We start from the raw sequence: 13,700 nt of genomic DNA on the forward strand, positions 1-13,700 counted from the left end.
CCCCCCCAGGGGGTTTTAGACATTTCAAATGGGTGGCTTATTTACACCGAACTGTACTAGTAAAGTAAGCGGATGATCTACCCGTCCGCTTACTTTACGAATTGCTGTACTATGCGTCTCTCCAAGCTTGGGGAGTAGTTCCATGATATTGACGAAACTGACGAAAGAAATGACCCTCTGTCTGATAGCCGACTGCCTCTGCAATCTGATTTACTGACTGGTCAGTTTCTCGAAGCAAATAGCATACCTGTGCCATGCGACGAGCGACAATCCAACGATTTACTGTTTGTCCCGTTAAGCGTTTTACTTGGCTAGTTAAATAAGCCGGAGAGTAACCAACAGCTTGGGCTACCTCACCTAATCCAATAGATTGATCATAATTGGCTTCAATAAAATCGAAAACTTTACTCAACTGGGGACAGTCCGGAAAGATGAAATGCAAAGCTGGTGTTTTTCCGGTATCAGTGATATCTGATGTTTCCACGCTCTGAGATTGAGCAGTGTACCAGTTCCTTACGGTTGCTTGTTTTTCCAGTCGAGTTGCGATCGCTTCCAACAATTCTTCTACTGTTGAGGGCTTGGTAAGATAGTCGTCTGCTCCCAAATTCATTCCGTGACGAATCTCAGTTTTAGTAGATTTTGCGCTGAGAAAAATGAAGGGAATTGTTGCCGTTAAAGGGTTTTGGCGCAACGTAGTTAGGACACCATAACCATCTAATTCTGGCATCAGAATGTCGCACAGTACCAAATCAGGCAAGTGTTCTTGTGCTTGCTGAATACCAACAAGACCATTTTCCGCAGCGATCGCTTCAAACCCTTCTGCTTGTAAACTGTCTAAAAATATATCTCGGCTTTCTGGCTCATCTTCAATCACTAGAATTTTAATCATAGTGTCCCCTTGTAAGCGTCAGATGAATTATGTTTTTATAGACTTTCTGGCTGTCTTCTTGCAGAGATTGTCACTGCACAGGTAGGGTAATTGTGAATGTAGTACCTACCCCAACCTTGCTGGCAACTGAAATTTGACCACCATGCAGGTCTACAAACTTTTTGACGAGTGCTAATCCCAATCCATTACCGGGGATATTGCCAACGTTCGTACCGCGATGAAATGGCTTAAATAGTCTTTGTTGATCTCCTACAGAAATGCCAATTCCTCGATCTTTAATCTGAAAAATTACTTCTTCATCCCGATGAGAAACTATCAAATCAATCGTGCTGTCGTTTGGAGAATACTTGACTGCATTTGAAAGCAAATTCCTGAGAATAGGTTGTAGCAATTTTTGATCTACACAGGCTGTACAATCACCTTGACTAATTAAGGTGACTGTATAGTCAGGAGTTTCTAGTGACGCGGAGATTGGGAAGCTATTCTGTTGTCCAGAGTTGTTGAAAAAGAGGCTTTTTTTGCTCGAAAGTTCTCCATTAGGGGCAGATTCCCTCGATAGTGGCAGGTGACGTGATTCTTCGCAAAAGGAACTGTCAAAAGGATCTGTCGGCATCAAGCAAGTGGCGTTGCTTTCATTCAAATTCATTTCTGTTAAAATCTCACTGCACAATTGGATCAGGTTAAGTGGTTTTGGCTCAAGTTTGAGCTTTCTTGCTTCTGCTTTAGCGTTGAGGAAAATTTCATCCATCAATTGGCTGATTTGTTCAACTGCCATTTCCAAACGCTGCAAGTATTGTAATTTTTTCTCTTCAGTCCACCGATGAAGATGGCGTTTCAGTAAACTAGCGGACAGTGAGATAATATTTAACGGAGTCCGAAATTCATGAGAAAGCATAGAGAAAAAGTGCGCTTTGTATTCATTAAGTAGTTTTTCTTGTTCTAAAGCCATCTCTACCTGCTGGCGCAAAACTTTCTCGCGGTATAATTGCTGATTAGCGTTTCTTAACTCAGCTATAAGCTGTTGCACTTTGCATTCTAATACTTCATTAACCTCTTGTAAGACGATAGACGTATGCTGGCGTTGACTGATATTGCGGATCAAAATACAGCCATATTCGGTAGAGTTGTATTCCAAATAAATAATAGTAATTTCTACAGGAAAGGTCTGATCTTCTTTAGTTCTATATAAAGATTCAAAGTATAGGTAGCCTTTCTCTTTAATATTTGTCCAATGTTTTGACCAGACTGCTGGCGAAAAGTCTGGTTTGATGTCGTACATAGTCATAGAGAGCAATTCCTCACGAGAATATCTCACCAAACTACACGCTGCATCATTGGCGTAGAGAAACTCCGCATCTGGCTTTACCCAGAAAACTGCATCTTCCATATCAACCATTACGGATTTAGTATGCTGCAACTCCTTTTCTAGTAGCAGTCTGATTGAAAAGTTGTTTTGCTCTAAAATGCGGTTGCTAATAACCATAATTCAAGTCACTGCAATTACTGGATAAGCTTTTAAAAATTACTCTTCATCACTAAGCTGCTGGTTACATCTGGTCTGATACGGCTTTTGTCGAATTGAACCAGAATTGCGGCTTCCGGCAAACTTATGGAAGGATTTCAATCCTTTAAGTCAGGCTTTGTTTTCTCGAATTCATTGAAAGCGGCAAGAAACTTCATACCCTTGTGAGTGGCCACTCCCGCCACCGCTTGGGTTATTGGGCCTGGAGCATGGGGAAGAATTACCAATGCTCCATGCCCGATTCCCCATGCCCAAAAACTTCATCCCCTTGTAGGTGGGTGGAGTTTTTCATACTCATAACCTATGTAATGTCGGTACAGCTCCTATTTGTTTCTCTTGCTACTGCAACTTTTTTTATGCGAATATCGGATTTTAGTTACAAAAGTTTACTTATTTTTTTAAGCAAAAATCAGTTTTTTACTTGTAATTGCTTATGAGGAGGTAGTTTCTTGGCTTGAAAAATATAAAGATTCGTAACATAAATAGCTGTTTTGCATAAAATTTCGGGCTGGACAGCGAGAGAAAAATAGAGATTCACTTTCGCTTTTGGAGTCTCAGATGCATCATCCCGAACAAGATGAACTAGATTCATATTTATTACAACTGGCTATTCAGGCGATCGCGCCTTGATCGATGATCGGACTAATTTGTTAACAGTTGTTGGTTTGTCAAAATTTACCTCTGCACCGTATAGCTTGGAAAAATAATTGCGATGCAGCTAAAGCGGTGGATAAACAGAGAATAACTCAATACTGACAGTGTTAATGCTGGAGGTTGGTGTTAAAAAATTTGTGAATTGTGGGGGAAACGCTTTGTTTTGTTTCTTAACTCATCTCATCTGTGATGCTAATTGCTAAGTAAGATCAACAGTGGAAACACTGATTTATCCGGGAGTAACGAACGTGGCAACTATTAGCGGCGACTCTGGAAACAACTATCTAGTAGCCGGGATTGAAGCAAGTAATCAAATATACGGCTATCAAGGCGATGACACTCTAATAGGTGGTTGGGGTGAAGACCACTTAATCGGAGGAAGTGGTAATGATATTCTCACTGGTGGTAGTAGTGGAGATACCTTTGTCCTGAATTACTCAGATGGTGGTACTGATACAATTACAGACTTTTCAGTCTACGAGGATATTATTGAAATGACTACCGCTCCTCATAGCTCAGGTACTGATGCTGTTAACAATAATATTTTTAGAATAAATGCCGCTGGTTTTAAATCAGCTGCTCATGCTCTATCCAGCAATTATTTAAAAGTAGTTACCGTTGGTATTGGCAAAAATTACAACCAATTAATTTACGGAGCTGCTGATTCTGATTTTTTGACATATAACGCGGACACTGGTGCTTTACTTTATAACAACGATAACAACGTGCAACATGTAGCTTCGTTACCTGCTGGCCTTGACTGGAGCCAAGCTACTGTAGTGCTTGTTTGACAGAGTTAGTAATCAAAAACCTGACCCCGCTAGCAGAGTTTCTTACAAAGGGAGAAATAGGGGGAAAGGTTGCACAAGCATTACTGAAGTGGTGTTCTAGCTTCCCATAAAGTAACTTTCAAGGGTTAGGAGACAAGTTTTGTGAGTTTAAGAAACTGGTTTGGTCGCGGTTACCACTTAGGGTTGTCGGGCTTGGTGATTTTAGTGGGTGCGATTGGAATAGAAGGAAGCCGCACATCCGCTCAGGTCACTCCCGATTCCTCTTTGGGAACTAAAGTGGAGTCACCCGACAGTACAACCTACCAAATTACAGGGGGTACAACCGTTGGCGATACAAATTTATTCCACAGTTTCAGCAACTTTAGCGTTAAAAACCAGGAGATAGTAGATTTCCGTAACGCCTCTAGCATTAACAATATTTTGGTGCGAGTTACAGGGGGAAACCGCTCTGACATCCAGGGAACACTTCAAGCTCAAGGTAAAGCTAATCTCTTTTTAATAAATCCCAAGGGCATCATATTTGGAAAGAATGCCAAATTAAAAATTAACGGTTCATTTCTCGTCACAACAGCCAGTGTGATCCAGTTTCCCGGTGGTGGAGAATTTTCTATGACTTCACCCGTCAATTCGCTTAACTCCTTGTTGAGAGTGAATCCTTCTGCATTTTTATTCAATCAAATTCTATCTCAGCCTATTGAGTCGATTCAAGTCAATAAAACAAGCCAACTATCGGTTTCTAACAGTCAGAGTTTAGTGCTAGTGGGAGGCGATGTGAATCTAGAAGGAGCGCTACTGAGCGCTCCAGATGGTCGAATTGAATTAGGAGGATTGGCAGAAACAGGAACAATAGGGTTGAATATTAATAACAACAATTTTCGCTTAAGTTTTCCTGACAATGTAGCGCGAGCAAATGTATCTCTTACCAAGAGAGCTAGAATAACTGCTACTGGTCAAGGCGGTGGCAGTATCCAGGTACAAGGCAAGCGCGTTACACTCACCGATGATTCAACTATTGCGGTTAATACGCTAGGCTCAAAATCGGGAGGAACATTAGTGGTGAACGCCTTGGAGTCAGTAGAACTCTTGGGAAGAAGCAGTCTGTTGACTGAGACAACAAGCTCTGGAACTGCGGGAGAATTGAGAATTGAAACTGGGCAATTGATTGTTCAAGATGGCTCGCAGGTTTCAGCTTCCACTTCTAAAGAATCTACTGGGCAGGGGGGAAAGTTGTTTGTGACTGCCAACTCTATCCAACTCATTGGAATCTCACCAGGAAATGACCCCAGTGTCTTGTTTACTATAACAGAGGGCGCTGGATCTGCCGGAGAATTGAAGATAGAAACTGGGCAGTTGATTGTTCAAGATGGGGCGCAGATTTCAGCTTCCACTCGTAGTCAGGAACAGGGAAAGGGAGGAACGTTGTCTGTTACCGCAGACTCTATCCAACTCATTGGAACAAAAGGTAAGAGTAGAAGCGCCTTACTTGTTGGGACTGAAGGTAGTGGCTCGGCGGGAAACTTAGAGATAGAAACTGGGCAGTTGATTGTTCAGGATGGGGCAAGGATTTCAGCTTCCACTTTTGCTAAGTCTACTGGGCAGGGAGGAAACATCATAGTTAAGGCTGAAGAATTAAATGTTTTGAATGGGGGTGAAGTAACTGTGAGTAGTCGAGGAACTGGGAATGCAGGTCTACTGACAGTGAATGCTAACTCGATCACACTGGACACCCAAGGAAAACTCACAGGTACAACAGCATCGGGTAGGGGTGGGAATATTAGTTTACAGGCGCGGGATTTAATACTAATACGTAACCGCAGTGCGATCGCCACTACAGCTGCCAACAACGGCAATGGCGGTAATATCAGAATCGATGCCCCATTCATTATCGCCCTCCCTGGTGAAGACAGCGACATCCTTGCTAATGCCAATCAGGGTACTGGGGGTCGGATTGAAATCAACACCACTGGCATCTATGGATTAGAGAATCGCACCAAGCTGCCTCCAAATTCAAAAATAAGTGAAATCAACGCCAGTTCAGATTTTGGCCTCAACGGTACTGTAGAAATTAATACGCCGGATGTTGACCCCACCCGTGGTTTAATCAACTTACCAACCCAACTAGTTGACACTGAAGTAACCCAAGCCTGTCAAGCAGATACAGCACAAAATCAAAGCAGTTTCATCATTACTGGACGCGGTGGCTTACCGCCCAACCCTAGAACCGAACCCCTCAGCAGTGATGCTGTTCAAGTTGATTGGGTAACTTTCAAAGCAATGGCTGAAAACCACGTTATTACAAATGTTTCGACTCAGACAACTAGCCCGACGGCAGCGCTGATTGTGGAAGCCCAAGGATGGATGAGAAATGATAAAGGTGAGGTAGTACTTACGGCTGATGCATCCACAGCTACGCCTCAGAGTTCTTGGCAGACACCACCTAATTGTCGTAGCGATTTTTAGATTTTAGATTGTGGACTGGGTACAGCATAGCTCATTAGTAAGCTAATGAGCATTTAAGTTGCATAACATCAGGGCTGAAGCCCTTGCTACAAGCGAACCAGTCTGGAAAAATGAATGACGATTAGCTTATTAACTTAGAGCTAGGGCGAAGGGAATTCGCGGAGTTTAGGGGTACACAAACTCTCGTCCGCATCTGAATTGATGGCAACTAAATCACCACGCAGAGATTCAAGGGTTTTATATGCTACATTATAGGATGCGATCGCGCCTTTAACATTTCCCTTTTTTTCAGTATGCGTTCTAGCTGCCATTGCCATTGATAAGTAATGTCCGATGCATATAGCTACCAGGCATTTCTTCAGCAGATTTTAGTTGCCGCGTACTTGAGTATCTCCAGCAGTAATTAGCTACAGTTTAATTGTAAAGCGCAGTTAGGCTTTGCAAATCTAAATTACCAATTTTGGTAGAGCTTTTCTGCATAGAACATAATCTCTTCATTTGGCAATCTGATTTTTGTCTTTTGTCGAGGATACAAGCTTTCGACCGCACCTGTATCCTGTTCAATAACTGTAGCTGCTGCTTGTAAAACTGAGTTTTTAAATAGAAATTTCATCAAAGGATTGACGACTTTGGCGTACATTAAAATAAACGTCTTAGTGATCTTTTGTGTTTCCGGGTAGAGAATATGAATTTGAGCAATATCACCAATAGGCGTTTTAGCAAAAAAAGCTGTAGTTGAAGGAAAAGCGTATTCGAGTGTGTTAGCAAGCTTTTTAGGGAAGATTCCCAAAATAGGATTTTTGAGAATTTCTCCTAGCGTGTTGTTGGCTCTCGTCAGTTCTTGTTTAACGGTGGAATAGTATCCTTTTTCTTCAAAATAACTTACATTACAAGATGTAATTTTAAATAGTTCTTTATGAGTACCATTTTGGTGGTTATAGTCATAGTTAACCATCAGGTTACTCAAAAAATCACCCTGAATACTTTTGTCCCCAGCTACTCCAATAAACTCGTATTCATCTCCAATTTTCTGATGCAAATCTGGGATAGGCAATCTTGGCTCAAATCCGGCATAAGTCCAGATACAATCATTGCTAATAATTAGCTCTAATGGTTTGATAATTGGCTGAATGTCTTTTTTATCTCCTTGCTTTAGTCTGCCTTTTCCATCAAATTCTAGGGCATGAAAAGGGCAAGTAATAGTATCTCTTTCTTGACAAATCCAGCCGTCTGACAATGGTGCTTGCATATGCGGACACATGTTATCAAGGGCAAACACTTCACCTTTTTGGTTTTGCCAAATAACATAATCCTGTCCATTTAATATGATTTTATTTGGTTTATTCACTCCCAATATAGATTTGTGCGCAATTAACCAAGGCGCACCAGGTAAAATTGGTTCCATTTTCCCTCCAAAATCTTGATAATTTTTTGAAAAGTCGCTAAATGCGTTACTTTTGCTAACGCAATCTTGAAACTTAAAAGTTGTAGACAAGCTGGTATCGCCTGTTCTACATCACTTTTTGGAATGTAAATTGGGATAACTAAAGTCTTGTCTGCAATGGACGAACTAATACTACCGGGCATTTGCTCGGCTAACTTCGGCTACTGCATAGACAATTTGTTTAACTAACTAAAAAATTAGTTAATGAATATTAATTTAATAAATTTCATCTTATATGTCAACTACTAACCAAGTTTTTAGTTAATATATTTTCGTTATGATGATGGAGCAATGTGGGTCGTTCAACACAGTCAAAATTCTTATCTAAAAAGCCGCGTCAAGTGCGCGATGCAGAAGCGACGAAAAAGCAGATTCTCGATGCGGCGGAAGCGGAGTTTGCCAGAAATGGACTTCAAGGGGCGCGGACAGGAGCGATCGCTAGAGGTGCAGGTGTCACCACAGCGATGATTTACTACTACTTCCAGAGCAAGGAAGGGCTATACCAAGCGGTTCTGCAACGTCCGGCGGTGGAGATGCACGAAGGGTTCGAGCAGCTAAATTTGGATCATTTGCCACCAGAGGAAGCCTTGAAACTGCTTGTCAAAGAAGCGATCGCCTATGAAGCTGCTCACCCGCACAGAGGAATGCTTTGGTTCCAAGAAGCAAACCAAAATCAGGGAAAGTATTTCAAAGAGGGGAATTGGCAAGAAAATTTTAGCTATCTGATCAAGATTTTAGAGCGGGGGATGGCGGAAGGTTGTTTCCGTCAGATCGATCCATTTTTCACCACCCTGCATATTATTGGAGTTTGTAATTTATACTTCAACGCTTACGAAAACATCAAGCATACTAGACCCGATTTGCAACTGCTGAGTCCAGAAATGATTGAGCAGCATACTCAAGCAGCAGTTAATTTTATTTTGGCTGGTGTACAAGCAATCAAAGTTAAAAGTGAGGAGTGAGGAATTATATCAAATTGCTAAAAATTCAGGTAGTCGGTCAAATTAACTCACTCCAGTGACTATTAAGCGATCGCATTCTTAGCCAATATTTATGATGAATTACGAATTCCGCCCAGTGCTACTAGCCTTGAACTTCGGATAAGCAATCCGTTTGTGATGAAATTGCTGCCAAACATCCACAAATATCTGGGCAATTTGTGACATCTCTTCCCGTTTTAGTCCTGAATCAATGAGTTGATTGTCTTGCCACTTGGCACGTAGAATATTATTCAGCATTGCTAAAGCTTGTTCTGTGGAGACATCTTTAACCGATCGCTTATCTCCCACAGATTTAGCCGATGCTTGCAGCGATCGCAGCGCCGCTTCGCAAGAATCTGCTAACATGACAATTCCGGTTTCCCGTGATTGGGGAATTGGCCCATCGTAGCGAAAATCTGCATCGTCTACAGTTAAACTTGGATCTGACTGAGCCATTTGCTGGGCTTGGTGATGGAAATAGGCAATCAGCATCGTACCCTGATGCTCTGGAATAAAAGCTTGAATCGCCGTAGGTAAAAGGTGTTTACGCGCCATTACCAACCCTTCAGTTACGTGCTTTTTAATAATTTCTGCACTCTTCCAAGGATCTTTAATCTCAGTATCGTGTTTATTCGGCCCCCCCATTTGATTTTCAATAAAGCCAAGAGGGTCGTGCATTTTACCAATATCATGATATAATGTTCCAGCCCTGACTAATTCAACATTGCATCCTAATTCTTTGGCAGCAGCTTCAGCAAGAGTAGCCACAAGCAGCGTATGTTGAAAAGTTCCCGGAGTTTCAGTAGCAAGTCGTTTTAATAAAGGGCGGTTAGGATTCGCCAGTTCTGCTAGGCGGATTGGGGTAACTAAATCAAAAACTTTTTCTAGATAAGGACTCAAACCCAAAGCGATAACACTCCAGCATAAGCCGGATAAAGCAAATAATCCCGCTTCTTGGAAGACAATATACCAGGTTGAACCAAATACTTGACCACTTAAGATTTTAACAAGCAGGTAAATACCGCCTTGAGTTAAAGCGATCGCGACGCCTAATAATGCCAACTCCTCACGCGATCGGAATCGTTGGGCAATGTAACTACCTAATATTCCTCCCCCAGCACCAGCTAAAAGCGCAGCCTTACTCATATCCAAACTAATGCCTAATATCGGCCATAGCAGTCCGACAACTGTCAATCCCAAAGTGGGGCCGTAAAAGCTTCCCAACAATAAACCAAGGGCGCTCCAGGTAGTATAGGGCAATCCGATGACGATTACTCCTGGCACACTTAGAGTTAGCAATAACACCAACAGGCGATCGCGTTGTCGCAATTCGTAATCAATATGGCGTTCTACCCAGACAAAAATGCCAATAGCGATCGTAATAACGCCTCCTAACTTCACCAACTCCTGCCACTTTATCTCCCGGCGAATCAGGCGATAATGCTCCAGCACCTCAAAGTTCCATGCAGTAATTTGCGCTCCTTTTTTGACAATCACCTCACCATACCGTACCTGTACCATCACGGGTGGGACACCAGCCGCGGCCTTTTGAGCATTTTGTCTGGTTTGTTCTTCATCTTTTTGCAGATTCGGCTTGAGTACAGCTAACAACAGATTTTTTGCCAAAGTTTCAGCGGATTCTGGTACAAAGGTCTGTAATTGTAAACTCACCGCATCTTGCAAGATATTTTTTGGCAGTCCTTGTGGGATGCCTTGGGTGAGAATCCGCTCTATACTTTGATGGATTCCCATTTGGGTTTTTTCCCATTCCACATCTGATAAATCCAAAAGTAGAGATTCTTCATATACTGCTTCGCGGCTAACAGTCTCTAACTTTAAAAGTTTGGCAGTGGCTTGGATGTATCTTTGACGTGTTTGGGAAATTTCGGCAATCACTAACGACAAGCTTTTCTCAGAAGTTGTGAGGCGGTAAGATTCTAGTTCTGCTACAGCTTGAGTAAAGTCAGTGTTTTGAGAAAAATCTACTGGCTCTGTCTTTTCTAGACTCTGGGAATTAGATTCGGATGTGATGTGCGGCTGGCGTTTTTGATTAGGTGTAGCGACGGATGATGGACGGGATGAAGCGGTGGTTTGTCCGATTCCCTTCTGCTGTTGATTTTTACTATTTTCTATGGCCGATAGCAGTGCTTGCCATTCTAAATCAGGACAAGAGCGGAGGTAACGTTGGGTAGAGATAGATAAAACCACAGGATCAAAGAAAGGAAAAGCTCCAGCAACAGCGCGAATTTCATTGCCATCATCTAGAAGTTGTTGCAAATTTTCGTTGATTTTTTCATTGATTCGCGTATCAAGCATCAATATCTGTAAGGAGCTTGTACTGACGGCTTTGCGCTCGGCTTCGCTTTTTTTCTGATCTTCGATGCTAGCTGTGTAAGGCGCTGTAATCGTTTGGGGCGCGGGATGTCCTACCTTGAGTTGAGTCTGATTGTATAATTTATGCCCAATCACACCTGTGAGGGACACTACAGCGATCGCCAAAATCACCGAGTAACGCTGTTTATATGTCCAATTTAAAGCAACTACATAAATACTACTCTTAATTTTGACCGATTTTGCCTTTGACCTTAGCGCTCTTTCTTGTTTTCGGCGTTCGTTTTTCTCATTGGTTTTTGATAAAAACAGGAATACATTCTTGAGCATAGTCCTTAGAAGTTCCCTTGTATGGGTTTTATTTTTGGGACTTCTCATTAACTTTCCTTTACGGCGTAGTGTTTTGTACTGTCGCCGCCAGTGAGTCAATTGCTGGTTCAAGAACTGCAAAAATTGATGCATTTTCATTATCTCTGCCTGCAATTGCCAACTTTGATAGTTCAAAAAAAGACAATCATCAGGAAAGTTTAATCTGCGGCGGCTGCAAGTCGGTGGCAGGGGCTTATTTATTGCTGATTTGCCACAATAGTTAGCTACAGAATCAGTCCAAGGGGTTACTGAAAAATTCTAGTATATGAGACTAATACACTTTGGCGGAAGTTTGCCTACCTTTAACCCCTGATCTGGTTAATTTAAGATTAACGCGACCGAATAACGCGAGGAGCTGCATAAACTGAAAGCAAAGCCACCTCACATCCCTCCTCTGTTAACTCTTTTGGGTTTAAGGTAAGATTATACACTCCTGACCACACCCCCACAAATGCATCGGTCAATTCTAACACTTGGGAAAAGCTAGTTAATCCCCATACTGGAGAATTGCTCCGCAAGAGCAGAACTTGCCAATTTACAGGAATTCCGCCTGTCCCGTTATATGCTCCCGATAAAGCACCAGCAATTGCACCTGTAGCCTGTGAGCTTAGAAGCGTAGTATCTTGCACCGGAGAATTGTCATTGTGAGTAGCCTGCAAAACTGTCAGGCGAAAGTCTTCTAAGGTACTCAAAAAGCAGTAGAATGCCATAGCAATAGTGTTACTGAGCTTTTCTTCCTTAGCAAACTCAGCTTGCGCCGTTGATAATCCAGCCCCTTGCTCTAATAAATTCTGGACTCTTAATAATTTTTTTGGTATTGTTGTCGGTGTTTCTCCGATAAAAGAAATTGTTTGTGGGATAAGAGTTAGAGGGTCGAGTTTTTCAGTTAGGGCAAGAGCGATCGCATATCCTACTGCTAGCGTTCCATCCCTGACTACTGGATCATCCTCCCAGATTTTCAGCACACACAGCAAGTTTTGCCGGAGCTTAATTGGATTTTCGTGAAAAAAAAGTGCTACTGGTAATGTGGCAATAATTATTCTTATCGAGATGTCATCAGTTGCTACTAAATGAGGAGATTCTTCTTGCTGACGCTCTATCCAATCATCTAAATCTAATCTACCTAACGCAATCAAACTCTGGATACCCAGAACCGCCATTCTGCCTAAATCTAGGGATCTCTCAAACTGTACTTTACTACCAGGAGCTAAACTTCCTCCCAGGAATGCTCCGAGTAAAGTTCCTTTAAAACGACTTATAGGAGAGTAACGCATAAATTATGTAGTTAAAAGTATGAAGTTAATGAAATATTACTAATTCCTAACTTTACTACCAACTACCAATTCCTAACTCTTGTACAGACGCGATTAATCGCGTCTCTCCTAACTCTTAACTCTTAAATGATCTATCAAAGCTTGTAAGCCCAATAAGTAACTTTGAAAGCCAAAACCACTTATTTGGCCGATCACAACTGGGGCGATATACGAATGATGGCGAAATTCTTCCCGGCGGTAAATGTTACTCAAATGTACTTCCACTGTCGGCAAATTCACAGCAGCGATCGCATCTCGCAAGGCCACACTTGTATGGGTGTATGCTCCTGCATTAATCAGAATTCCCTGATGTTGCCCTAACGCAGCATGAATACTATCTACCAAAATTCCTTCATGATTTGACTGCAAAGGAAAAACTTTCGCCTGTAATTTGAATGCTTCTTCTTCTAACAGGCGGTTAATTTCAGCTAGTGTCAACGAACCATAGATTCCTGGTTCTCGCTGTCCTAGCAAATTTAAGTTTGGCCCATGCAGTGCCAGAATACTTAAGGGCTGCAAAGTCGAGGTTACCACTGTGGGGTTAGTGGCGACGCCGAGAGCGATCGTTCACAGGAATCGGAATCAGTTCCGGTTCCGGTTCAGCCTCTGGCCCTAATAGGCTTTCGATTAGCCTACGAGCTAATTCCTTAAGCTTTTCCAGCACCTTTTCTATATAGTCCATGAACTGATCGCTCCTGAGATACTACCTCAATTTTTGATTAACAGGTACGCAGAAAAAGACATACTTTCGCACCTCTGGCTTCCAATCGGGCTGATACACAATCCCGCATTTGGGACATAAGCCACTTCTAAAATTTAGTGTTGTGTTTTCCCTTACTTTTTAGAGTATCACACTTGAACCTACTGAACTGTATCCTATCAAGGATGGATATCAAGGGTCAATAGTTAAAAATCGGACTTTAGATAGACTATTGAGTAGGAATTTT

Annotated in this window: 11 protein-coding genes; 3 read left to right on the forward strand and 8 right to left on the reverse strand. The window is 42.1% G+C overall.

The features are described 5' to 3' along the window. Positions 1 to 109 precede the first annotated feature (109 nt). Both RMY16_RS15230 and RMY16_RS15235 read right to left on the reverse strand, forming a co-directional pair. Positions 110 to 889 (reverse strand): response regulator, encoded by a 780-nt coding sequence (locus RMY16_RS15230; RefSeq protein WP_322737077.1) that lies wholly within the window; start codon positions 887 to 889, stop codon positions 110 to 112. Between the two features lie 70 nt (positions 890 to 959). After that, on the reverse strand, positions 960 to 2,372 hold the full coding sequence (locus RMY16_RS15235) for a sensor histidine kinase (protein WP_322737078.1): 1,413 nt from the start codon (positions 2,370 to 2,372) through the stop codon (positions 960 to 962). A gap of 908 nt (positions 2,373 to 3,280) precedes the next feature. Here RMY16_RS15235 and RMY16_RS15240 point away from each other — a divergent pair. Beyond that, positions 3,281 to 3,856, forward strand: a complete 576-nt coding sequence (locus RMY16_RS15240) for a hypothetical protein (RefSeq protein ID WP_322737080.1) — start codon at positions 3,281 to 3,283, stop codon at positions 3,854 to 3,856. A 141-nt stretch (positions 3,857 to 3,997) separates the two neighbouring features. Beyond that, complete coding sequence (locus tag RMY16_RS15245; RefSeq protein WP_322737082.1) at positions 3,998 to 6,316, forward strand: filamentous hemagglutinin N-terminal domain-containing protein; 2,319 nt, start codon at positions 3,998 to 4,000, stop codon at positions 6,314 to 6,316. Positions 6,317 to 6,456: 140 nt separating this feature from the next. Here RMY16_RS15245 and RMY16_RS15250 read toward each other — a convergent pair whose 3' ends face one another. Further along, positions 6,457 to 6,627, reverse strand: a complete 171-nt coding sequence (locus tag RMY16_RS15250) for a hypothetical protein (protein ID WP_322737084.1) — start codon at positions 6,625 to 6,627, stop codon at positions 6,457 to 6,459. 140 nt (positions 6,628 to 6,767) lie between these two features. Next, on the reverse strand, positions 6,768 to 7,721 hold the full coding sequence (locus RMY16_RS15255) for a Rieske (2Fe-2S) protein (RefSeq protein ID WP_322737113.1): 954 nt from the start codon (positions 7,719 to 7,721) through the stop codon (positions 6,768 to 6,770). Between the two features lie 332 nt (positions 7,722 to 8,053). Here RMY16_RS15255 and RMY16_RS15260 point away from each other — a divergent pair, with 332 nt between their 5' ends. Beyond that, complete coding sequence (locus tag RMY16_RS15260) at positions 8,054 to 8,722, forward strand: TetR/AcrR family transcriptional regulator (RefSeq protein WP_322737086.1); 669 nt, start codon at positions 8,054 to 8,056, stop codon at positions 8,720 to 8,722. Positions 8,723 to 8,821: 99 nt separating this feature from the next. Here the strand turns inward: RMY16_RS15260 and RMY16_RS15265 are convergent, their stop codons facing one another. The 4 genes from RMY16_RS15265 to RMY16_RS15280 all read right to left on the reverse strand — a co-directional run bounded on the left by RMY16_RS15265 (position 8,822) and on the right by RMY16_RS15280 (position 13,435). Beyond that, on the reverse strand, positions 8,822 to 11,539 hold the full coding sequence (locus tag RMY16_RS15265) for an HD family phosphohydrolase (RefSeq protein WP_322737088.1): 2,718 nt from the start codon (positions 11,537 to 11,539) through the stop codon (positions 8,822 to 8,824). Positions 11,540 to 11,769: 230 nt separating this feature from the next. Then, positions 11,770 to 12,714 carry an ADP-ribosylglycohydrolase family protein gene (locus RMY16_RS15270; RefSeq protein WP_322737089.1) on the reverse strand — a complete coding sequence of 315 codons (945 nt, stop codon included), beginning with the start codon at positions 12,712 to 12,714 and terminating at the stop codon, positions 11,770 to 11,772. Between the two features lie 108 nt (positions 12,715 to 12,822). After that, positions 12,823 to 13,272: a type II 3-dehydroquinate dehydratase gene (aroQ, locus tag RMY16_RS15275; protein ID WP_322737115.1), complete on the reverse strand. Its 450-nt coding sequence runs from the start codon at positions 13,270 to 13,272 to the stop codon at positions 12,823 to 12,825. A gap of 22 nt (positions 13,273 to 13,294) precedes the next feature. Further along, the gene (locus RMY16_RS15280; protein ID WP_012410890.1) at positions 13,295 to 13,435 is read right to left on the reverse strand and encodes a hypothetical protein; all 141 of its coding nucleotides are present in this window, start codon (positions 13,433 to 13,435) and stop codon (positions 13,295 to 13,297) included. Between the last annotated feature and the right edge of the window lie 265 nt (positions 13,436 to 13,700).

The organism is Nostoc sp. DedQUE12b, from assembly GCF_034530835.1.
In the GTDB taxonomy this organism is placed as follows: Bacteria; Cyanobacteriota; Cyanobacteriia; order Cyanobacteriales; family Nostocaceae; genus Nostoc.